The organism is Desulfovibrio piger (genome assembly GCF_012843875.1).
Taxonomy (GTDB): Bacteria; Desulfobacterota; Desulfovibrionia; order Desulfovibrionales; family Desulfovibrionaceae; genus Desulfovibrio.
The window spans coordinates 13,898-36,126 of the sequence record NZ_JABAFY010000001.1 but is presented as its reverse complement, the minus strand read 5'-3'; the positions used below and the strand labels follow the sequence as shown (position 1 = coordinate 36,126).

Genomic DNA, 22,229 nt, shown 5'->3' with positions numbered 1-22,229 from the left:
CGCCCGCAGGCCGCATCAATGATGGTAGGGTACCTTGCGGATGATGCACTCCGCGCGGTAGAGCTGCTCCAGCAGGAGCACGCGGGCCAGCTCATGGGGGAAGGTCATGCTGCTGAGGCTGACGAGCTTCCAGGCGCGCTGGCGCACGGCCTCATCCAGACCGTAGGCGCCGCCGATGATGAAGCAGGCGCGGCCCATGGCGTTGTTGTCGATCTTTTGCAGCAGCTGGGCCAGCTGGGGCGAGGTCATGGTGATGCCGCGCTCGTCCAGCACCAGGGGCACGTCCTGCGGGCCCAGGGCCTCCAGCAGACGGCGGCCTTCCAGCTCGTTGCGCTGGGCCTGGGGCAGGGCGGGGTCCCCGTCCCGGACTTCCACACATTCCAGACGCCGCCAGCGGTTGATGCGCTGGCTGTAGTGGGCGGCGGCGTCTTTCCAGAACGGTACTTTCAGTTTGCCCACACTGAGCAGGCGCAAGGGTTTCCCTGTCATGATTCCTCGATCGTTGTGTCAGATATCCACGGCGGAAGACGCCGCCCGCAGACTGCGTGATGGCGGCGTGCTGGCCTTTCCCACAGAGACGTTCTACGGCCTGGGCTGCTGTGCCGACCAGGCCGTGGCCGTGGCGCGAGTGTATCAGGCCAAGCGCAGGCCCGTCCATATGCCTCTGCCCCTGCTGGCGGGCAGCCTTGACCTGCTGCGCCCCTATGTGACGCTGGAGCAGGCTCCCGAAGCGCTGCTGACGGCCTTTTGGCCCGGCCCGTTGACCGTGGTGCTGACCGCCCGGCTGACGCCGCTGGAAGGCCGTCGGCCCCTGGCGCCGCAGCTGGTGAACCCCAAGGGCAAGGCTGCCGTGCGCCTGACGCCCCATCCGTTGGCGGCGCAGCTTTCCCGTCTGGCCGGGGCGCCCCTGACGGCCAGCAGCGCCAACATCAGCGGCCAGGCGGCCGCCCGTGTGCCTGAGGAGCTGGACGAACGCCTGCTGGCGGCCCTGACCGGGCCCGACGACGGCGTGGTGGTCAGCGGCCCGGCCCCGGCAGGCGGCGTGCCGTCCACCATCGTGGAGCCGCTGGCCGGTACGGACCTGCGCGTGCTGCGTCTGGGGGCCGTGAGCCTGGAGGCTTTGAAGGCCGCGGGCTTCACGCCGCACCTGGCCTGAGCCCGCTCCGCCGCCAAAGGCGGAAGGCGCATCCCGGAGCATCGGAATCCCTGTCGAACATGGAGCTTGCGGCCAACATGCTGCTGGCGTACCATGCGCCACTGGAGGCACCCATGCAGAAAGAACTCACCTGTCCCGCTTGTGGTCACAGCGTCATCCAGTATCTGAACCCCGCGCCCACCACGGATGTGGTCATCTATGATCCCGAACGGGGCGTGGTGGTCATCGAACGTGTCAACGAGCCGCACGGCTTTGCCCTGCCGGGAGGCTTCGTGGACGACGGCGAGCAGGTGGAACATGCCGCCGTGCGCGAGATGCGCGAGGAGACCGGCCTCGATGTGGAGCTGCTGGGCGTGCTGGGGGTGTATTCGCGCCCGGATCGTGACCCGCGCCGCCATACCATGAGCGTGGTCTTCGTGGGGCGTCCGCGTGATGCGGCGGCCCTGAAAGCCGGGGACGATGCGGCCCGGGCGGCCTTCTATCCTCTGGACAGGCTGCCGCAGCCCATTTGTTTCGACCATGCCCGCATCCTGGCGGACTTCGGCCGCTGGCTGGCGGGAGAACGTACGCTGGCGCCGGTGGAACCGGCAGGGGAGGATGACTGATGGGCTACCGTAACCTTCAGGAATGTGTGGCCGATCTGGAAAAGGTCGGGCAGCTGCGCCGTATCGACGTGCCCGTGGACCCGCATCTGGAGCTGGCGCACATCCAGCGCCGGGCCTTCCGCTCCAAGTCTCCGGCCCTGCTGTTCACGCGGGTCAAGGGCTGCTCCTTCCCCATGCTGGCCAACCTTTTCGGCACCACGGAGCGCCTGCACTACATTTTTCGCGACAGCCTCGCCGGGGTGGAAGCCGTGCTGGCCGCCAAGGCCGATCCGGCCGCGGCCCTGAAGCATCCCCTGCGCAGCCTGCGGGCCCTGCCCGCGCTGCCGCACATGCTGCCCCGCCGCACCTCCAAGGCCCCCGTGCTGGAGAACCGCTGCGCCCTGTCGGCTCTGCCCCGTCTGGTGGGCTGGCCCATGGACGGCGGCCCCTTCATCACCCTGCCGCTGGTCTACAGCGAGGATCCCGCACGCCCCGGCCCGGATGCCTCCAATCTGGGCATGTACCGTGTGCAGCTGGCGGGCAACGACTACGCCGCCGACGAGGTGGGCCTGCATTACCAGATCCATCGCGGCATCGGCGTGCACCATGCCGAGGCCCTCAAGCGGGGCCAGAGCCTGCCGGTGAACATTTTCGTGGGCGGGCCGCCGGCCTTCACCGTGGCGGCGGTCATGCCCCTGCCCGAAGGCCTGTCGGAACTGCGCTTCGCGGGCCTGCTGGGGGGCTGCCGTGCGGCCATGCATTACAGCCGCCGTCTGCCCCTGCCGGTGCTGGCCGAGGCGGATTTCTGCATCAGCGGTCACATCCTGCCGCACCTCAAGCCCGAAGGTCCCTTTGGCGACCATGTGGGCTACTACAGCCTGAAGCATGATTTCCCCGTCCTGCAGGTGGAGGCCGTGCATCACCGCACCGGCGCCATCTGGCCCTATACGGCCGTGGGACGCCCGCCGCAGGAAGACACGGTCTTCGGCGACTTTATCCATGAGCTCACCGGCGCGCTGGTGCCTCAGGTCTTCCAGGGCGTGCGCGAGGTCCACGCCGTGGACGCCGCCGGGGTGCACCCCCTGCTGCTGGCCCTGGGCAGCGAGCGCTATACGCCGTACGAGGTGCAGCGCCGCCCGCGCGAACTGCTGACCGCCGCCCTGCACATGCTGGGCACCACGCAGACGGCCCTGGCCAAATACGTGCTGGTGGCCGCGTATGAGGATGCGCCGGGACTGCGGGCGCGGGACGTGGTGGCATTTTTCCGGCATCTGCTGGAGCGTACCGATTTCGAGCGCGACCTGCACTTCATCACCCGCTCCACCACGGATACGCTGGACTACACCGGTTTTGCCCTCAACGAAGGCTCCAAGCTCATCTGGGCCTCGGCGGGCGAGAAGCGCCGGGAACTAGCGCTGGAAGTGCACGACCTGCCGTCGCTGCCCGAAGGCTTCGGCGACGCCCGCTGTGCCGGGCCGGGCATCCTGGTGCTGCGCGGCCCCCGTCATGAGCTGGGCCGCAACGAGACCGACCCGCGCATGGAGGAGCTGGCCGCCTGCCTGGCCCACTGGCCGCAGCGCGATGCCTTCCCGCTGGTGGTCGTGGCGGACGATGCCGCCTTTTGCGCCGCGGACTTCGACAATTTCCTCTGGGTGGCCTTCAGCCGTTCCGATCCCGCTGCCGACGTCTACGGCACCGGGGCCGTGGTCCGCGCGCGGCACTGGTCCTGCGAAGGGCCGCTGCTGCTGGATGCCCGCATCAAGCCCTTCCATGCGCCCGCCCTGGAGGAAGACCCCGCCGTTCAACGCCGTGTGGATGCCCTGGCCGCGCCGGGCGGCCCGCTGCACGGCCTTATCGAATAAGGATCGTCTATGAAGATCGCCCTCTTGCAATGCAATACCGTCACCGGTGACGTGGCCGGCAATGCCGAGCGCATCCTTGCCGCCGTGCGTGAGGCCGCCGCCCAGGGCGCCGACCTGTGCGTCACTCCCGAGCTGGCCCTGTGCGGCGTGGCCCCGGGCAGCTATCTGCGCGCCGAGGACTTCGCCGAGGGCTGCAAGGCCGGGTTGCAGATGCTGGCCGATGCCCTGCAGGACGGGCCGCCCCTGCTGGTGGGCGCGCCGGTGGCCAGCGTGTACGCCTCGGGCCTGCTCTCCAATGCGGCCATCCTGGTGCAGAAAGGGCGCTGGTCGGTGGTCTCGCGCAAGGTCTACCAGACCTACGGGCAGGACAGCGAGGCCCGCTTCTTCGACCGGGGCGTCTCCTGCGGTATCCTGGCCCTGGACGGCTGGCGCCTTGGCGTGGTGCTGTGCCAGGAATCGGCCACCGAGGACGGCGCCTTCTGGAAGACCCAGTACGCCAGCGGCCACAACCCGCTCATGGAGCTGGTGCAGCGCGGTGTGGACGCCATCGTCCACATGGCGGCGGTGCCGTTCAGCAAGGGGGTGCAGCGCCTGAGCGAGCAGATGCTCTCGCATGTGGCGGCGCGGCATCATGTGCATCTTTTTTCCGTCAACATGGTGGGCGGCAACGACAGCCGCGTGTACAACGGCCAGAGCCTGGCCTTCGATCCCACGGGGCAGATCCTGGCCCGCGGCAAGGCCTTTGCCGAGGACGTGCTGCTGGTGGACACCGCGGGCAGCGGCGGCATCGTGCATCCGCGTCCCGCCTGCCTGCCCGAAGCCATCTGGGACGCCCTGACCCTGGGCGTGCGGGACTTCGTCCGCAAGTGCGGTCTGGAAAAGGCCATCGTGGCCCTTTCCGGCGGCATGGATTCGGCCCTGGTGCTCTGTGTGGCTGCCGAGGCCCTGGGCGCGGACAACGTGACGGCCGTGCTCATGCCGTCGCCCTACAGCAGCGAAGGTTCGGTGACCGACTCGCTGGAGCTGGCCAAGAATCTGGGAGTGCGGACCCTGACCCTGCCCATCGAGCCGGTCATGGAGAGTTTTTCCGCGGCGCTGGCGCCGGGGCTCGACCTGTTCGAGACCTTCCCCGGTGACACCACCTTCGAGAACCTGCAGGCCCGCATCCGGGGCATTATGGTGTCCTCGCTGGCCAACCGGGCGCGGGCGCTGGTGCTCAACACGGGCAACAAGAGCGAGTGCGCCGTGGGCTACAGCACCCTGTACGGCGATACCGTGGGCGCGCTGGGCGTCATCGCCGACCTGACCAAGACCGAAGTCTACACCCTGGCAGGCTGGTACAACCATCACCGTCAGGCCACCATCATCCCGCAGGCCATCTTCGACAAGGCCCCCTCGGCCGAGCTGCGGCCCGGGCAGAAGGATTCGGATTCCCTGCCGCCCTACGACGTGCTGGACCCGGTGCTGGAGAGCCTGATCTTTGCCGGGCAGACGGCGGCCCAGCCCCAGGAAGCCGACGAGGGCCTGCGCAAGGAAGTGCGCCGCAAGCTGTTCGCCGCGGAATTCAAGCGCCGTCAGGAGCCGTTGGGCCTGCACATCAGCCGCATGCCCTTCGGCACGGGCTGGCAGGTGCCGGTGGCCGGGCGCTACCGCATGCCGTAGGGGCGCGTGCTATCCGAGGAAAAGGGGACGCGCCGCAAGGCGCACGATATTTGATACCAAGGGAAGGCGGCTGCGGGAACGAGCATGGCCGCCGGAGCGCTCGCAGGAGCGCAGACAGACATCATTCGCATCTGGAGGAGAGACCATGCCTGAAGCACCAGAGAAAAACCTGGCTCTTGACATCGTTCGCATCACGGAAGCCGCCGCGCTTTCTTCGGCCCGCTGGCTGGGCCGCGGCAACAAGGAGGCCGGTGACGGCGCCGCCGTGGACGCCATGCGCAACAGTTTTTCCACCCTGCATGTGGACGGCATCGTGGTCATCGGTGAAGGCGAAAAGGACCACGCCCCCATGCTGTACAACGGTGAAAAGGTCGGCATGGGCGACGGCCCGCAGCTGGACGTGGCCGTGGACCCCGTGGAAGGCACCAGCCTGCTGGCCTATGGCCGTCCCAATGCCATCTCCACGGTGGCCGTGGCGCCGCGCGGCAGCATGTTCAACCCCGGCCCCAGCTATTACATGCAGAAGCTGGTGGTGGCCCGCGAGGCCCGCGATGTGATCGATCTGGACGCCCCGGTGGACGTCAACCTGCACAACGTGGCCCGCGCCCTGGGCAAGAACGTGCAGGACCTGGTGGTCTTCGTGCTGGACAAGCCCCGTCACAAGAAGCTCATCGAAGACATCCGCAGCACGGGCGCCCGCATCCAGCTGCATACCGACGGTGACGTGGCCGGCGCCCTGATGGCCGTGGATCCGCGTTCCGAAGTCGACGTCATGATGGGCACCGGCGGCACCCCCGAAGGCGTGCTGGCGGCCTGCGCCATCAAGGGGATGGGCGGCCAGATCCTGGCCCGTCTGGATCCCCAGTCCTATGTGGAGAAGGAAGCCATCAACGAGGCCGGCATCGACATCCGCGAAGTGCTGACCGTGCACGACCTGGTGCGTAGCGATGATTGCTTCTTTGCCGCCACGGGTATCTCCGGCGGCGATTTCCTGCGTGGCGTGCGCTACAGCGCCCGTCATGCGGTGACCCATTCCCTGGTGCTGCGCGGCAAGACCGGGACCCTGCGCTATGTGGAATCCTACCACAATATGGACAGGCTCTCCAAGATCAGCGCCGTGCAGTACTAAGCGAGGCTTGTTGCTTGATGAGAAAAACAGGATGCCAAGGCTGGCTGGCCAGCGGGCTGCTTTGCGGCCTGCTGCTGTGCGGCCTGACCGTGGTCGCCCCGGTGGACGTGGAAGCGGCCGCCGTGACGACGGTCTATGACGGGCAGAGCCCGGTGGAAGAAAAGGAACTGCTGCGCTTTCTCGATGTGCTGCCCCAGTTCCGCAGCTGGGCCCGTGAGAACAGGATCGAGGCCCATCCCGTGGCCCGCAGGGGCAAGGCGGATTTCCTCTATCCTGAGGATGCCGCCCGCTGGGTGGAAGCCAAGGGCTGGGATGCCCGGCGCTTCTTCTGCGTCATGGGCCGTATGGCCGCAGCGCTTGTCATCGTGGAAGACGGCAATGACTTGCAGGCCCGTCCCAAGGATATGCCCGTCGTGGACAAGAGCGAAGTGGAGCTGGCCCGCAAGCATCTGGGCAGCCTGCTCAAGGTGAGCATGCCTGACGAGGGCATGTCCCACTAGCATCGCAGGCCCTGCCTGCTGTTCTGAAAAAAAGGCGTCCGTCCCGTGAGGGATGGGCGCTTTTTTCATGCCGTTTGGCTTTGTTCCGTTTGCATCCTCCCTGCTGGCAGGCGGATGTGGAGCGTCCTTTTCTCGCACGGCAAGGCCTTCAGAGCCTTAGCGGCGGCGACGGACGGAAGCGCCAAACGAAGAAGAGCTGTCGCCCAAACAGAGGGCGGGACTGGTGGCCTCCCTGCTTTACAGTACGATATGGAGACAGGTCCGGTACGTTCGCATTTGTTGGTGTGGTGTCGTGTCGCTTAGGGGAGATCCGCCATCTCGGGCGGCATCCTTTCCGTATGTTTGCGGATACGTCGTCCGGCAGGGATAAAGAGATGCTGTCACAGTCCCGCTGTCCGAAATGTGGGGCGGCAGGCAGCCCGACAGCAGACAGGTGCGGGAGTCTTTGTCGAAGCTGGCGGGTGGAGTTCCCGCTGGGCAAGGAAACAGGAAACGCAAAAGGGGAGGGCCTTGGCAGGCTCTCCCCTTGTTTTTGGTCTATGGACGGGCGCTTACTGGACCGGAACGGCTTCCGGCGGGATGGGCGTGCCGTGTTCGGGGCCCGCGGGCAGGGTCTGCACGGCGGGCGCCTCCTGCACGGGTTCGGCAGGCTGCGCGTTTTCCGCAGGCGCGGGCGTACCTTCCGCGGGAGCGGGGGCCGCAGCCTCCTCGGCCGGGGCAGCCTGCGTTTCCGCAGGAGCGGTGGCTTCCGGCGTTTCCGGGGCCTGGGCGGCTTCAGCCGGAGCAGCGGCCTCAGGGGCCTGGGCGGCTTCAGCAGCGGGCGTTTCCGGTGCGGCCGTTTCGGCAGCAGCTTCGGGGGCCGCAGGAGCCGTGCTTTCCTTAACAGCGGCCGGAGCGGCAGGGGCAGCGGCGTTCAGGGGCTGGGCGGCGGCGAGCTTGAGCTCGGCATGTCCGGCCAGCTGGGGAGCCAGCCACAGGTGGGCAGGCTGGGCCAGGAGGATGGCGAACAGGGTGCAGACCAGCAGGGAGCCGCCGGGCCAGGCGCGGCGGGTGAAGCGGGCCAGCAGCACGGCAAAGACGATGCACAGGCCGCCCAGGACGGGCAGGGCATCCAGACTGGTCAGCAGGGCCTCATACTGCTGGGGGATGGCCAGCGAGGTGGACGTGCGGAGCCATTCCAGCGCCACGGGGAAGTGCAGGGCGGCCAGCAGCATGCCCGCATGCAGGAAGAGCAGGGCGATGACCAGATAGAAGAACTTGCTGCCCAGGCTGCCCATGCGGACCAGGGCGCGGCCCAGCAGGATGGCCAGCAGGCAGAGCGCGGGCGTGGCACCGGCAAGGCCGGAACCCAGCAGGGACAAGGGCAGGGAGAAGAACAGGGCGATCCAGAGGAAGGAGCTGCCGCTGTTTTCTTTGCGGCTGGCTCGCAGGGTCTTCCAGCTGGTGGCGAACACGCGGCCCCAGTTGACGCCGGTGACCACGAAGAGCCAGGGCAGGAGGCCGAGCACGGCCAGCGCCGGGGCCAGCCACCAGAAGGCGGGCAGGGGCCAGGGCAGGCTGATGAACTTGCCCGACACGGCCTGGGCGTAGCCTTCGGCCTGCACCCAGAAGATGATGGCGGCGGCCCAGAGGGTACCCAGCAGCAGGAGCAGGAGGAAGCCCGCCAGCGCGTCCAAGCGCTGGGCGCGACGGATGCGCCAGGTCCAGAACAGGTGGACGAGGCTGGTCAGCAGGGGCAGGATCAGGAAGACCAGGCCGCCGGTCAGCGCGGCCAGACCGGAGGTCAGGAAGGCCAGCGGCAGGGAGATCCAGGCGTGTTCCTTTTTCCAGCCCATGCAGAAAAAGGCCATGGAGAGCAGGCACAGACCGGTGGCCAGCCCCTGCGGGCCCATGAAATGCGCCAGCTGCGGGAACAGCAGGCTGGAGAGCAGGATCAGGCCGGAGGCCAGGGCGGCCTGCGGGCCGAAACCGGCGGCACGGCTCAGGGCCCAGGTGCCCCACAGACAAGCCAGCCCGCCCAGAGCGGCGCCCGCCGGCCAGACGAAGGCCGAAAGCTGCGGCACCATGCGGGCCACCAGGTCGAGGGCGGCCAGCATCCAGACGAAGACGGGCAGCTGGGCATCACCGTTATGCAGGGGCGCGAACCACTGTCCACTGGCCAGCGCTTCTCGGACGGTATCCATCAGTTTCATTTCCGGCGGGCAGTACAGACCGCCGGTCAGGAAGGTGGGCCAGAGCTGGCAGGCCAGGAGCAGGAGCAGGGCCAGGGGGCCCATCTTGGCCAGTACGGCAAAGGCCTTCTGGGCAGGCCCGGCTTCCAGCACGGCCACCGGCGCGGCGGGAGCGGCCGGGGCTTCTGCCTGCGGGGCGGGCGCCTGGCCTTCTTCCGGCAGGGGAGCTGCTTCGGCTGCCGGGATCTGTTCATCCATCGCAGCGGGCTGCATGGTGGCCAGACCGCGACGTCCGCTGCGGGGCGCTTCGGCCATGGCGGCATCGGCAGCGACGTCCTCCGCAGGGGCTTCGCTGCCGTCGGCCTTTTCTTCGGCGGTGACGGCAGGCTCGGTCGCGGGTACGGGCCGTGCAGCCTCGGCAGGGGCCGCAGGCGCTTCCCCGGCTTCCATGCTCAGGGGCGCTTCGGGCGTCTGGTCCGCGGCAGGGCTTTCCACCGGCGCGGCAACGGGCGCGGCGGGAGCGGCCGGGGCGTCCTCAGCCTGCACGGCCTCTGCGGCGGGCATGGGGATAGGGGACTCTTGCTGCGGGGCGGGCGCCGGTTCCGGGGCCACAGACGCTGTGCCGGGGGCCGGGCTCTTCTGGCCGTCGGCAGGGGTGGGGCGGCTTACCCGGGCCCGGGCCTCTTCATCCAGCTGGGACCAGGGCGTCATGCCCATGGGGATCTCCTCTTCAGGGCAGGCCAGCTTGCTGGCGGCATCGGGATTTTTTTCTGTCATGATGGCTCCTTGGGCGATGCGGCGGCTCCGACCAGATAATGCCGGGCAGAACGGCCGTTCAGGGTCACGGTCAGACCTCCCTGGACAGCCAGGGACGTCTGTTCAACGATATCTTGCGCTGCCCCGGAAACGGGCAGGGGGATGCGAAGGGTGGCGCTGTCGCTGCCGAAGTTGGCGGCCAGCACCCAGCAGCTGCCGTCAGGCAGACGGGTGACGGTGGCCAGAGTCCCGGCAGGGCCGCTGACCACGCGCAAAAGCCGGCCCCGGGCCACACCGGAGACGGCGCGGGCATGCAGCAGCCGCGCCATGATGCTTGCCGGGCTCCGGGGCAGGCGCAGCTCTTCCGAAAGCGGGCCAAAGGCCAGGGGCGCGGGCTCCACTTCTCCGGCTGCGGTCTCCGGCTCCAGAAGGGGGACGAGACCGGCGCTGGCAGCCGTGCCCGGCGTGGACTTGGGCAGGGGCAGGGCGCCCTGCAATTCCTGCGGGCTCACGAAGGCCAGACCGGGCAGGCCCACACGCCAGGCAAGCAGCAGCAGGCAGGCTTCTTCCAGTTCCGTGTCGCGCCGGTCGCGGGCGGGAACGGCATCGGGCTTGCGCCCAAGGGCTTCCCGGGCCAGTCCGGCGGGCGTGGTGGGCCAGAAATACTCGTCGTCATGCAGGCCGGCAAGACGGCAGGCACGCTGGAACAGGGCCTCGCCACCGGGCAGGTCGCGCAGGGGACGCCAGTCCACGCCCCGCCACTGGTGCAGACCGCGGGCCAGACCTTCCTGCCGGACACCGCTGTTCATGGACTGGCGCAGCAATGTGGCCAGAGGCGCGGCATCGCCGGTGAGCAGGGCATATTCGGCGGCGGGGCTGGTGACGGTATCGCGGGTCAGGTCCACGGGGGCCCGCTGGATAAGGGGCGTCAGCGACGGGGGCAGGATGTCGGCCTGCATGGCCCAGCCGCCGTAGCGGTGGATCTCGCGGGCAAGGGCATCCAGGGCCTCCAGACCGGGGGCCAGCTGGTCACGGGGGGAGGGCGCTCCGCCGTCGGGCGGCACGTCCAGGCCCATGATGGCTTCAAGGTGCAGCCCGGCCAGGGTCTGCTGCTGCAGGCCGGTATGGCGGATGACGGCGGCGGAGAGCACGCGCCGGGCCTGTCCCGAGGGATCCTGCCAGAGCAGCACGGGGCGCAGCACGTTGCCCGCATAGCGGTAGAGCCAGCGCCGGGGCTTGCCGTCGGCCCCGCGCACTTCGCCGGTGACGGCCCAGCCGCCGGGCGTGGCCCAGGGCAGGCTGTCGCGCAGCAGGGCCGGGGGCAGCAGGCCCTTGTCGGTGAGGGCGCGGCATTGCCGGGCGTTGAGGGGGAGGCATTCCCATTCCTGGGGCGAGGCGGGCAGCGTGCTCCAAAGAGAGGAGGGGGCCTCCATCATGGCGTACAGACCGCTGAAGCGGCTGGCGTGGCGGGCCTGGAGGAAAAAGTCCGGGCCCAGGCCTGTGGCGGCCGGGGGCAGGGAGCCGCCCAGCTGGAAGCCGCTGGTGGCGGCACGGGCGTTGAGCCGGGCGAACTGTTCGTCATCGCCGCTGCGGGCGTCGAAGGCCAGGGACGTGGTGCCCGTGCCGAAATCGGGGCGGAGCTGGTTGTGCCAGAGGGCGCCCTGTTCCTGGGACGGGGACAGGTAAAGGCCGGAAAAGCCCATCCGCCGGAAGGCTTCCAGTGTGCCGGAGCGGGCCAGGGACTGCATGGCCGTGGCCTTGCCCCGCAGGGTGTGGGGATTGACCTCCAGCCAGCAGGGGGCGGCATCCAGCAGCAGGGGCAGGCGGTCATTGCTGCCGCTGTTGCCCCACAGGCGTTCCGAGCCCGAGACCTCGGCGGCCAGGTCGTCGGCATTGCCCAGCATGGACTGGCGTTCCAGCCACTGGATATAGCCGGGATCGGCGCGCAGCAGGCTGCCGGGGGCCCTGTCGGGGCGTTCCGTCCCGGACAGGAGCATCGGCTTGCGGCCGTGCGGGCCCATGACCTCCTGCGAACAGGCGCAGAGCAGCAGGGCCAGCACGACCGCCAAAAGCCGCCAAAGGGCAAAGGTCGCTAATGGGCGGCCTTTTCTTCTTCCTTGGCCGCGTTCCACAGCTCGTCCTTCTCATCCAGCGACAGGTCGGGGAAGTCCTTCCCCTGCTGCCGGGCCAGTTCTTCCATGCGGGCAAAGCGGCGCAGGAAGCGGGCCGTGGCCAGGTCAAGGGCTTCGCTGGCCTTGATGCCCTTGCGGCGGCCCATCTCGGTGATGCTGAAGATCAGGTCGCCCAGTTCGTGCTTCTGGGCTTCGGCGTCGTCGCCGGCGGAGGCGTCCAGCCATTCCAGCCATTCGGCTTCCACCTGCTGTTCCACTTCTTCGTCCTCGGGCCAGGTGAAGCCCACGCGGGCGGCCTTGGAGTGGATGCGGTAGGCCTTGGTCAGCGGCGGCAGGCTGGAGGGCAGGGAGTCGAACAGGCCCTGGGGCTTGCCTTCGGCATCGGTGTGCTCGGCGCGCTTGATCTTTTCCCAGGTCTTGAGCTGCTCGTCCAGATTGTCGAAGGTCACGTCACCGAACACATGAGGATGGCGGCGCACCATCTTGGCCCGGTTGTTGTTCAGGGCGTCGTCCAGGCTGAACTGGCCGCGCTTCTGGTACAGATGGGCCACGAAGAGCAGCAGGAAGGCCACGTCGCCCAGTTCTTCGCACACGTCGGCCGTGTTGCCGGAGCGGATGGCGCTGACCAGCTCGTGGCTTTCCTCGATGAGGTATTCGGTCAGGCTTTCGGGGGTCTGCTCCTTGTCCCAGGGGCAGCCGTTCTCGGCATCGGTCAGCCGTTCGATGACGGCCTGCAATTCTTCCAGAGCGCTTTTCATGAAACTGTTCCTTGTGGAGGGTTAAAGTCCGAAACGGCTGATGAGGTCAGGCGGCAGCCAGCCGCGCACCTGGCTTATCAGGGAATTGAAGTAGGGCAGGGCGCGCGAATGGCGCAGGAACTCGGCATCGCCGAAGAGCTTTTGCAACAGCAGCAGGACCACGGCGCAGAGCAGCACGCCCTTGGCCAGGCCCAGCAGGCCGCCGGTGAGCTTGTCGATCCAGCCCACGAAGGAGAAGGCCAGCAGCTTTTGCAGCAGCCGCGCCAGCAGGCCAACGGCGATGAGCACGCCCAGGAAGAGCAGCACATAGCTGGCGATGTTGCGCCAGGCCGGTTCGGTGATGAAGGTGAGGTGCGGGGCCAGCACGGTGTGGAAATGGTGGGAGACCCAGAAGCCGCCCACGATGGAGATCAGCCCGGCGACCTCGCCCACGAAGCCGGTCCAGAACCCGCGGGCCGCGAAGGCCGTCAGGACCAGCACGATGATGACGTCGAAAATATCCTGTCCCATAAGCTTCCTGTAGGAAAAGATCCTCCTGCGGCCGACGGGGCGGCAGGGTCGCGGGGCGCCGGGATCTCCGGCAGCCTGCGGCGGGCCGCATCCGTGCGTGCAGGTACGGGCGCAGCATAGCAAAAGGGGGGGCAGGACACAATCCGTCCGTCTGTACAGATGGGGGCCGATACGCTATGCTTGCGGGATGGATACGCGATTGGGAAACTTGCTGGAACAGGCCGGACTGGCCTGCAACAGTACGGAAGCTCCGGCGGCGGAGACCGCTCCCGGAGCCGAAGAGGAAAGCCACGGCCTGACGGCCTACACGCCCTTCATCTCCGTGCGGGCCTGCGGCCGTTTGTGGCGCCTGCAGCGCGCCGCCGACCTGGAGACCCTGTGGAACGCCATGCTGGACGATCCGCAGAACTTCGAGGACGAACGTCTGCCTTACTGGACGGAACTGTGGCCGTCCAGCATCGCCCTGTGCCGCTGGCTGGAAGAGCGCCGCGCCGAGATCGCCGGGCGCCCCTGCCTCGACCTGGGCTGCGGCCTGGGCCTCACGGCCATGGTGGGCCAGTGGCTGGGCGCGCAGGTCATCGGCATGGACTATGAGGAAGAGGCCCTGCACTTCGCCAGCCTCAACGCCCGGCACAACGGGGTGTCCTCGCCCCTGTGGACCGTCATGGACTGGCGGCAGCCCGCCGTGCGGCCCCGCAGCATCTTCCGCCTGTGGGGCGGCGACATCATGTACGAAAAGCGCTTCGTGGCGCCGGTGATGCACTTCCTTTCCCACGTGCTGGCCGACGACGGCGCGGCCTGGGTGGCCGAGCCCGGGCGCGGCGTGTACGAGGCCTTCTTGCAGGCCCTGCACGGCGGCGGTCTGGAAGGGCGGCGCGTGTTCACCGAGCGTGTGGAACCCCTGTATGCCCAGCCCGTGCCCGTCACGGTGGCCGTATGGGAGATACGCCGCCGCGTCCGGCCCGCGTAGGCCCGGATCGTGGGCCCTGGAGCCCTCCCGCCCCGGTAGCCGGCCCCCCGTTGCCTGCGTGAGGGGCTTGTCCCCGCAAGGCATGCGGCAACATGCGCAGGCAGGGGCCTTTTGTATCCCTTGCTGCAGCGGCCCGGCATGACGGGCGCGCACCTGTGGCCGACATCCGGCCTGTCCGCCCCTTTCCCGGCACGTTTTTTCGTGAAAGGCGCCGCTCCGGCGGGCAGGGGCGGGGAAAGGCCTCTGGATTTTCAGGAAGATTTTGCTAGATTCACCACCGGGCACCGCCGGACGGTGTCCCGGCCGCATGAGGCGAACAATGGGAAAACTGACACGTTTTGGTGTTTCTCTGGATGAAGAGCTGCTGGAACCTTTCGACGCCCTGTGCGCCGTCAAGGGCTACAGCAACCGCTCCGAAGCCATCCGTGACCTCATCCGCAAGGCCCTTGTGGCCGAGGAGTGGCAACAGGCCGACGGCCAGGGCGCAGGCACGCTGACCCTGGTCTATGACCATCACAAGAACGACCTGGCCCGCCGCCTGACCCAGATGCAGCACGACGAGCATGACATCATCATCGCCACCCTGCATGTGCATCTGGACCATCACAACTGCCTTGAGGTGCTCATCCTCAAAGGCGAGGCCGCCCGCGTGCGGGCGCTGGCCGACAAGCTCATTTCCTGCAAGGGTGTCAAGCACGGCACCTTCAGCGGTACAACTACAGGACAGGATCTCGCATAATGGAAGACGTGCAACGCCATGCCCCCAAGGTTCCCATCAATATCGACCGCGTCGGCATCCGCGGCATCACCATGCCCCTGCTGGTGCGCGACCGCGCCCAGGGCAGCCGCCAGACCGTGGCCCGGGTGGACCTTGGTGTGGATCTGCCCGCCTCGTTCAAGGGCACGCACATGAGCCGCTTCATCGAAGCGCTGGAAGAATGGAACGACGAAATCAACTACCAGTCGGTGCGCCGCCTGCTGGCCACGGTCAAGGAACGTCTGGAAGCGCGCCGTTCCTATGTGCGCTTCTGCTTCCCCTATTTCGTGCACAAGCCCGCGCCCTCGTCGGGCATCAAGAGCATCATCTCGTATGAATGCCGTTTGACCGGCGAGCTGGACGAGAAGGGCCAGTCCTTCCTGCTGGAAGTGGACGTGCCCGTGATGACCGTGTGCCCCTGCTCCAAGGCCATCAGCCGCGAGGGCGCGCACAGCCAGCGCACCATGATCCATCTGGCCGTGCGCATGTCGGGTTTCAGCTGGATCGAGGAATTCATCGAGATGGCCGAGGCTTCGGGCTCGTCCGCCGTCTACACCCTGCTCAAGCGCGAGGACGAGAAATACGTCACCGAGCACGCCTTCGCCCAGCCCACCTTCGTGGAGGACGTGGTGCGCAACGTGGCCCAGCGCCTGACGGAGCACGAGCATGTGCGCTGGTTCCGCGTGGAAGTGGAGAGCATGGAATCCATCCACAGCCACAACGCCTTTGCCTGCATCGAACGCGACCTGCGAACGCAGGACGAACAGGCCTAGCCCACACCTGAGGAAGCCGGGAGAGCCCCGGCTTCCTTTTTTTGCACGATACTGCGGTCAAAAAATTTTTCCCAAAAAGTTTTTTACACTTGACAGCAGCCTGTGCTAATACTCTCAAGCCCAAGTTTCGTATGGCCTTGGGGCAGGGCAGGCTGTCCGGCCGTCGTCCTGTCCCCCTCAGGGACTGTCCCTTTGCCGGCGGCATGCGGGGCTTTTCCCTGCCGCCCGGGCCCTTCCCCCCGTTTTTGGTTGCGATTTCTTACCCCGGAGAAAGCATGCGTCTTGTCCCAAGACTGCTGATACCCCTTGCCATGGGCCTGCTGGCCCTGAGCGCCGGTTGCGCCTCCCATTCCGGGTCCGGCTCTTCCGGTTATCCTGAAGAATCCTGGTATGCGCAGCGCCAGCGCGCGGCGCAGGAAGCCCGCTTCCGCCGTTCCTATGAAGCCGTTTTCGATGAAAGCGCCGAGGAGGGCGGTCCCCGGCAGGCCAAGGCCGTGCAGGTGGCCCGTTCCGCCATCGGTACCCCCTATGTGCCCGGCGGGCGCAATCCCGGCGGCTTCGACTGCTCCGGCCTCGTCCAGTGGGCCTACAAGAGCGTGGGCATCAACCTGCCGCGCACGGCCCGGGAACAGTCGGCCGTAGGCAAGCGCATCACCCGCGTGGAAGACATGCGCGCCGGTGACATCGTGGCCTTCCACCATCCCCGCCGCGGCTACCACACCGGCATTTATGTGGGGGACGGGAAATTCGTCCACAGCCCCCGTCGCTGGACGCGCGTGCGCATCAACAGCCTTGACGACCCGTATTTCAGAACTACCTTCATGGGAGCCCGGCGCGTGGAAGGCAGCGACGCCTTCAGTGCCGAGGAACTGCGCATGGCCGCCTATGCCGAAGAGCAGGCCGTGCGCGAGATCTCGCACAGCCGCAGCAAGAGCAAGGCCGGTGTCAGCCAGAAGAGCTCGCGGGACAAGAAGAGCAGCGTCAAGAAGAACAACAGCCGCAACAAGAGCAAGAGCAGCGTCAGCCGGAAGGACAGCAGCAAGAAGAGCAGCGTCAAGAAAAGCAGTCGCAGCAAAAGCAAGAGCAGCGTCCAGAAAAAGAGCAGCAGCAAGAAGAGCTCCGGCAAGCAGGGACGCAATACCAAGAAATAGTCCGTCCTTTCGTCCGCAACGGGAGGGCGGCATGACCCGGGCCCCGGGCCCGGCATATACGGGAGTCGATCATGCTTCCTCTCATGAGCCCCCAGGATGTCAAAAGGAAACTGGAAGCCGGCGAGATCCGGCTCGTGGACATACGCGAACCTGATGAAGTGGAGTCCCTGCGCATCGAAGGCGCGGAGATCGCCCCCCTGTCGGTCATCCGCTGGCAGGATTTCCGCCCCGTGACGGACAAGCCCGTGGTCTTCACCTGCAACTCGGGCCGCCGCACCAAGAACAACAGCGACCTTCTGGAACAGCTGGCCGCCGGTGAGGCCTGGCAGATGGAAGGCGGGGCCACGGCCTGGGACAAGGCCGGTCTCCCTGTGGTGCGCAGCCGCCGCAGCCTGCCCATGTTCCGCCAGATCCAGATCGGCGCGGGCGGCATGGTGCTGCTGGGCCTGGCCCTGAGCCTTGCCTGGCCCCAGTGGCTCTGGCTGAGCGCTTTCGTGGGCGCGGGCCTGGTCTTTGCCGGGGTGACGGGCTTCTGCGGCTTGGGTCTTTTGCTGGCCCGCATGCCGTGGAACAAGAAATAGTCTCCGCGCAGACAGATTTTCCCAAAGGGGAAGGGCGCTCCTGTCAGGGGGCCCTTCCCCTTTCGTTCATATCCTTCATGATACACAGACGGCCCGTACGGGCGTTTTCGGAGGCGGCATGACCATCCCCTGCGCACTGCCCCGCAGCCTGCAAGCCTATCGTTACCATCCTGCGCCGTCAGCCTCTTCCCGTCCCGTGCGGGGACGGCTGGCCCCCAGCCCCACGGGCTACATGCATCTGGGCAATGCCTGGGCTTTCCTCCTGGCCTGGCTGGCGGTGCGCAGCGCCGGAGGGACGCTGGTCCTGCGCATGGAGGACATCGACCCCCAGCGTTCGCGTCCCGAATATGCCCGGGCTCTGGTGGAGGATCTGCGCTGGCTGGGGCTGGACTGGGACGAAGGCCCGGCCGTGGACGGTATCATCCCGGACGAGGGCGACATGGCGGAGCAGGGCCCGTGCGGACCTTATTTCCAGAGCGCCCGCGCGGCCCTGTATGATGCGACGCTGGATGCCATGGACCGTGCCGGGCTGGTCTATCCCTGTTATTGCACCCGCAAGGAGCTGCGCCAGCTGGCCGGAGCCCCCCATGTGGATGATGCCGGGGCCCCCTATCCCGGTACCTGCCGTCATCTGAGCCCGGAAGAACGGCGCCAGCGCGAGGCACAGGGGCGGCGTGCCTGCCTGCGCCTGCGCTGCCCCGAGGGACGTTTCCATTTTCAGGACGGCCTGCTGGGTGAGCAATCTTTCACTCTGGAGGACTGCGGCGGCGATTTTGCCCTGCGCCGTTCCGACGGCGTGGTGGCCTACCAGCTGGCCGTGGCCCTGGACGACGCCCTGATGGGCATCACCCAGGTGGTGCGGGGCCGCGACATACTGACGTCCACGCCGCGCCAGCTGGCCCTGCTGCGTCTGTGGGGCTTCGAACCGCCCGCCTATGCGCACATCCCGCTGCTGCTGGACGGACAGGGGGAGCGGCTGGCCAAGCGCCATCAGAGCCTGGGGGTGCGCGAGCTGCGCCGCCAGGGCGTCACGGCGGCGGAGATCGTGGGTGTGCTGGCCCGTCTGGCAGGCCTGCGCCCGGACATGCGACCGCTGGCGGCAGCCGAGCTGCTGGCAGATTTCCGGCTGGAGCGCCTGCCCCGGCAGGACGTCTGCCTACGGGACCTGCCCTGTGTGCCGGACTGGCTGCGGCCCCTGTGCCTGCTCTGCTGACGGGCGGATTTGTCTTTTATGAAAAAAAACGCTATCTTTAGCTTTTGAAATTTTCTTGCCCGTTGTCGGGCTGGAGGCAATATGAGCAAGGTTCTTGATAAGGCCTTTCTTGAAAGTGTGTTCCCTCCGGAACGCACTGAGGCTTTTTTCGACGCACTGTTCGGCGGCGCTGAGGAAGGCGCTTATGACATCGTTCTGGTCTGCCGCTCCGAAGGAGAAGGGAAGGCGGAACTGGCCTTTGAGCTGCATCAGCGTCCCGGAAAATGTCTTGCCTGCAATCTGACCTACGGACTGCCGCAGGTCTTCCAGCGCCATCCCATCCTCAATGTGGCGGGCGTGGCCCGTGCCGTGGCGGAAAAACTGGGTTGGCCCGGCGACAAGGTCCGCTGGTGGCTGGGCCATACCGAGGAAGTCAGCCGCAGCCTGCACGTCATCCCCCTGTATCTGGAAAGGACTGCGGACTGATCCCGGGGCCGGGCATATTTCCGCTTGACAGTCTGGCCATATTTTGACACAACAAGCCGTCCGCCAGCTTAGCTCAGTTGGTAGAGCAGCTGATTCGTAATCAGCAGGCCAAGAGTTCAAGTCTCTTAGCTGGCTCCATAAAAAATAAGCCCTTACGGAAATCTCCGTGAGGGCTTTTTTTGTGCCCATGTGACATCTTCCTGCCGGGCCTTTCTGTGAGGTATCCCGGCAGGACGGCAAATGATCCATCTTTTGCGCATGGTCATGACGCCAGATCTGGCCGGGAAAATGCCCGGTCAGCACGCCAACGAAACGACATTCCGGTTCAGACTATTCCCCGTTTGCCTTGGCGCATGACACGCCGTCCTGCGCCTGCTGTCGTGACCGGCAGGGACACTCGCGGCAGGCCCTGGTGGAAAGCGTGGATATGTTCGGTGCTTTCCTCACTGTCTTTGGACGGCAGGGACCGCAGGTGGAAAAAAGTGCTTGAAAGATGAAAAACAGAAACGGTTGTTTATTATAATCGGTCAATGATACACGCAGGATAACAAAAAAGAACAAAGAATTTTCACATGACCCGCGATCTGGAACGATCCCGCAGCAGGATGGGGCATTCACTGCCGGACAGTGTCATTGCAACCCTGAGAGGTACGTCATGCTAGTGTGTCCCACCTGCGGTTTTCCGGGAACGATCTATAAATGTGATGTTTGCGGTGATGTCCGTTGCAACGGCATACGGTGAGCGCCGGAGGCCAGCGCGGTGCCTGCGGTACCACCAAGAGCCCCTTTGGTACGGCAAACCGGCTGTGCCCGATGGCCGTTGCCATGTCTGCCCCAAGGGGAAGTACAGAAAGATCTAGCGTTTACCGGGTCTCCGGCTTGCGGGCCATCGGTGAACAATGCCGCATCCGGGAACGAGAGGTGCCGTGAGGTGCGCCGTCGTGATGGTGGCAAACGCTCCGCCTTGGCGCTATCTTTGTTCCCGGACAGGCTGTCCAGGGCTGGAGGCTGGTCTCTGCGGCCACGTCCAGCTTTTTTTCTTTGAAGTGCGCCATCCCGGGGATGCAGCCTCCCTGCTGGAGAAGAACGGGCAGGACGTTTCCATGAGGCGCCGTGTATCAAGGAGATCGATCATGCTGGGAGCCATCATCGGTGACATGGTGGGTAGTCCTTACGAGTTCCATCCGTGGCAGGGAGCTGCGGAGGCCTTTCCTTTATTTTCTCCCTGTTCCCGTTTCACGGACGATACGGTGATGACCGTGGCCGTGGCCCGGGGGCTGATGCAGGCCTACGGGCAGGAACAGGCCTGCCGGGAGGCCTTCATCGACGCCATGCACGAATATGGCCGTGCCTACAGCCGGGCGGGCTACGGTCAGCGTTTTTTCCGCTGGATCGTCACAGGCAGCCGTGAGCCGTACAACAGTTTCGGCAACGGTTCGGCCATGCGTGTCTCGCCCGTGGGCTGGGCCTGTGACAGTCTGGAAGAAACGGAGCGTTATGCGGCCCTGAGCGCCTCCGTGACGCATGACCATCCCGAAGGCATCAAGGGGGCCTGCGCCACGGCCGCAGCCATCTTCCTGGCCCGGGACGGTGCCGGGCGGGATGCCATCCGTGACTATGTCTCTTCCCGCTACGGGTATGATCTGGCCCGCAGCCTGGCCGAGATCAGGCCCGCGTACCGTCACAAGGAGAGCTGTCAGGAGTCCGTCCCCGAAGCCATTATCGCCTTTCTGGAAAGCCGTTCCTTCGAGGAGGCCGTACGCAATGCCGTCTGGCTGGGCGGTGACAGCGACACGCAGGCCGCCATCGCCGGGAGCATAGCCGAGGCTTTTTACGGCGGTGTGCCGCAGGATCTGCGGGAGGCGGCGCTGGCCCGCCTCGATGACCGTCTGCGCGGCGATGTGGCTGCCTGGTACCACTGGCTGTCGGAGCACAGGGGCATCCGGCTTGACAGGAAGGTCGATCCTGTTCAGGAACAGAAGACAGCCGTATCCGCAACAGGGAGGGACATCATGGAGACCATGCCGAAAGCCGGGATGACAGGACAGTGGGAAACGACGGTGGAAGAAGGCCTGCTGGCCGCGCAGGTGGGCAGCGGCGAGGTCCGGGTGCTGGCCACGCCCATGATGATCATGGGCATGGAACGGGCCGCCATGGAAGCTGTGCGTCCCTGCCTGCCCGAAGGCTTGACCAGCGTGGGCACCCGTGTGGACATCAGCCACATGGCGCCGACCCCCTGCGGCATGAAGGTGCGCTTTGAGGCGAAGCTGACGGCGGTCTCGGCCAACGGGCGCGGCCTGACCTTTGCGGTGACGGCCTATGACGAAGCAGGCCCCATCGGAGAGGGCACCCACGAGCGCGTGGTGGTGGACAGGGAAAAATTCCAGAGCCGCGCCCAGACCCGCGGCAAGCATGAATAAAATGAAATACTGCGCTATCTTGCTGTGCTGCTTCCTCTGGGGGGCCGTGCCCGTCCTTGCCTCTCCCCTGGGGGCGGACAGTTTCTTCACGGTGGACATCCCCGAGGGCTGGACCATCGAGGCCCAGGACAAGGGCTCCGTGACCATGCTTTCCCCGGATGCCGGCATCATGGTGAGTCTGGTGACGGGCCTCAACGGTACGCGCAGCCGCGCCGACATCGTGGAGGAGTACCGCAAGATGCTGGATGCGCCGGATGTCCGGCCCCGGGCCGATGATGTCTACGAGATGCAGGGCCATGCGGGGAACATCCCCATGCGGGGCGTGCTGGCTCTGGGAGCTGACCGGCATGTGCTCGTCCTGCTGGCCGGGAAGGTGGATGATGCCCAGGCCCAGGCCATCGTGGATTCGCTGGCCCTGAAAAAATAGACTGCTTCCGTACCGCTTCCTGCTGGGGCGGGACAGCGATCGCAGGCGCAGGAGGACTGCTCTTGACGGGGCAGGAAAAGACCGTTTGGGTAAAAAGACCGTCGTCCGTGGGATGGCGGTCTTTTTTTATGGCAGGAAGGCCCATGTGCGGCTGGTTTCGTCAGGTGGCGACTCGTGGGAGAGAGGGCGGGCCCGGGGCATGTCTGCTGCCGTCTCATATGCAGCAGAACTTGACGGGCCTGAGGAAAGGGC

At 66.6% G+C, this 22,229-nt stretch carries 20 protein-coding genes and 1 tRNA gene; 16 read left to right on the top strand and 5 right to left on the bottom strand.

The window, feature by feature from the left end; translation table 11 throughout:
- Nucleotides 1–15 precede the first annotated feature (15 nt).
- Nucleotides 16–489 (bottom strand): 23S rRNA (pseudouridine(1915)-N(3))-methyltransferase RlmH, encoded by a 474-nt coding sequence (locus HF854_RS00165; RefSeq protein WP_006006317.1) that lies wholly within the window; start codon nt 487–489, stop codon nt 16–18.
- On the opposite strand from HF854_RS00165, the gene HF854_RS00160 reads away from it, so the two are divergent.
- The 6 genes from HF854_RS00160 to HF854_RS00135 all read left to right on the top strand — a co-directional run bounded on the left by HF854_RS00160 (nt 488) and on the right by HF854_RS00135 (nt 6,893).
- The gene (locus tag HF854_RS00160) at nt 488–1,156 is read left to right on the top strand and encodes an L-threonylcarbamoyladenylate synthase (RefSeq protein ID WP_168934466.1); all 669 of its coding nucleotides are present in this window, start codon (nt 488–490) and stop codon (nt 1,154–1,156) included. The two genes, HF854_RS00165 and HF854_RS00160, sit on opposite strands and share 2 nt — an antisense overlap.
- 113 nt (nt 1,157–1,269) lie before the next feature.
- Nucleotides 1,270–1,761, top strand: a complete 492-nt coding sequence (locus HF854_RS00155; RefSeq protein WP_168934465.1) for an NUDIX domain-containing protein — start codon at nt 1,270–1,272, stop codon at nt 1,759–1,761.
- Complete coding sequence (locus tag HF854_RS00150) at nt 1,761–3,602, top strand: UbiD family decarboxylase (protein WP_168934464.1); 1,842 nt, start codon at nt 1,761–1,763, stop codon at nt 3,600–3,602. Before HF854_RS00155 ends, HF854_RS00150 begins: the two co-directional genes overlap by 1 nt.
- A gap of 9 nt (nt 3,603–3,611) precedes the next feature.
- Entirely contained in the window at nt 3,612–5,264 is a 1,653-nt protein-coding gene (locus tag HF854_RS00145) for an NAD+ synthase (RefSeq protein WP_168934463.1), read from the top strand.
- 145 nt (nt 5,265–5,409) lie between these two features.
- Entirely contained in the window at nt 5,410–6,393 is a 984-nt protein-coding gene (glpX, locus tag HF854_RS00140; protein ID WP_006006325.1) for a class II fructose-bisphosphatase, read from the top strand.
- 17 nt (nt 6,394–6,410) lie between these two features.
- Nucleotides 6,411–6,893: a hypothetical protein gene (locus HF854_RS00135; protein ID WP_168934462.1), complete on the top strand. Its 483-nt coding sequence runs from the start codon at nt 6,411–6,413 to the stop codon at nt 6,891–6,893.
- A gap of 551 nt (nt 6,894–7,444) precedes the next feature.
- Here HF854_RS00135 and HF854_RS00130 read toward each other — a convergent pair.
- The 4 genes from HF854_RS00130 to HF854_RS00115 are packed head-to-tail and all read right to left on the bottom strand — an operon-like array spanning nt 7,445 to nt 13,220.
- Nucleotides 7,445–9,841, bottom strand: coding sequence for a hypothetical protein (locus HF854_RS00130; RefSeq protein ID WP_168934461.1), 2,397 nt, complete (start codon nt 9,839–9,841; stop codon nt 7,445–7,447).
- Nucleotides 9,838–11,880 (bottom strand): hypothetical protein, encoded by a 2,043-nt coding sequence (locus HF854_RS00125; RefSeq protein WP_430392459.1) that lies wholly within the window; start codon nt 11,878–11,880, stop codon nt 9,838–9,840. The genes HF854_RS00130 and HF854_RS00125 overlap by 4 nt, the downstream gene beginning before the upstream one ends.
- A 32-nt stretch (nt 11,881–11,912) precedes the next feature.
- A complete protein-coding gene (gene mazG, locus HF854_RS00120) occupies nt 11,913–12,710 on the bottom strand; it encodes a nucleoside triphosphate pyrophosphohydrolase (protein ID WP_168934459.1) in 798 nt (265 codons plus the stop codon).
- Between the two features lie 21 nt (nt 12,711–12,731).
- Nucleotides 12,732–13,220 (bottom strand): CvpA family protein, encoded by a 489-nt coding sequence (locus HF854_RS00115; protein ID WP_168934458.1) that lies wholly within the window; start codon nt 13,218–13,220, stop codon nt 12,732–12,734.
- A 187-nt stretch (nt 13,221–13,407) separates the two neighbouring features.
- Between HF854_RS00115 and HF854_RS00110 the strand changes: the two genes are divergently transcribed.
- From HF854_RS00110 to HF854_RS00060, 10 genes are all read left to right on the top strand, one after another.
- Nucleotides 13,408–14,190, top strand: coding sequence for a class I SAM-dependent methyltransferase (locus tag HF854_RS00110; protein WP_168934457.1), 783 nt, complete (start codon nt 13,408–13,410; stop codon nt 14,188–14,190).
- A 319-nt stretch (nt 14,191–14,509) separates the two neighbouring features.
- Entirely contained in the window at nt 14,510–14,929 is a 420-nt protein-coding gene (nikR, locus tag HF854_RS00105) for a nickel-responsive transcriptional regulator NikR (RefSeq protein ID WP_006006341.1), read from the top strand.
- Nucleotides 14,929–15,720 carry a GTP cyclohydrolase FolE2 gene (gene folE2 / locus HF854_RS00100; RefSeq protein ID WP_168934456.1) on the top strand — a complete coding sequence of 264 codons (792 nt, stop codon included), beginning with the start codon at nt 14,929–14,931 and terminating at the stop codon, nt 15,718–15,720. The genes nikR and folE2 overlap by 1 nt, the downstream gene beginning before the upstream one ends.
- Nucleotides 15,721–15,995: 275 nt before the next feature.
- On the top strand, nt 15,996–16,871 hold the full coding sequence (locus HF854_RS00095) for a C40 family peptidase (protein WP_240937614.1): 876 nt from the start codon (nt 15,996–15,998) through the stop codon (nt 16,869–16,871).
- 71 nt (nt 16,872–16,942) lie between these two features.
- Nucleotides 16,943–17,452 carry a rhodanese family protein gene (locus HF854_RS00090; RefSeq protein WP_006006353.1) on the top strand — a complete coding sequence of 170 codons (510 nt, stop codon included), beginning with the start codon at nt 16,943–16,945 and terminating at the stop codon, nt 17,450–17,452.
- A 118-nt stretch (nt 17,453–17,570) separates the two neighbouring features.
- A complete protein-coding gene (gene gluQRS / locus HF854_RS00085) occupies nt 17,571–18,665 on the top strand; it encodes a tRNA glutamyl-Q(34) synthetase GluQRS (RefSeq protein ID WP_277347607.1) in 1,095 nt (364 codons plus the stop codon).
- A gap of 81 nt (nt 18,666–18,746) precedes the next feature.
- Nucleotides 18,747–19,130: a hypothetical protein gene (locus HF854_RS00080; protein ID WP_168934455.1), complete on the top strand. Its 384-nt coding sequence runs from the start codon at nt 18,747–18,749 to the stop codon at nt 19,128–19,130.
- A gap of 62 nt (nt 19,131–19,192) precedes the next feature.
- Nucleotides 19,193–19,268, top strand: a tRNA-Thr gene (locus tag HF854_RS00075).
- Between the two features lie 995 nt (nt 19,269–20,263).
- Nucleotides 20,264–21,550: a thioesterase, FlK family gene (locus tag HF854_RS12590; RefSeq protein ID WP_240937613.1), complete on the top strand. Its 1,287-nt coding sequence runs from the start codon at nt 20,264–20,266 to the stop codon at nt 21,548–21,550.
- 1 nt (nt 21,551) lies between these two features.
- A complete protein-coding gene (locus HF854_RS00060) occupies nt 21,552–21,977 on the top strand; it encodes a hypothetical protein (RefSeq protein WP_168934454.1) in 426 nt (141 codons plus the stop codon).
- Nucleotides 21,978–22,229 lie beyond the last annotated feature (252 nt).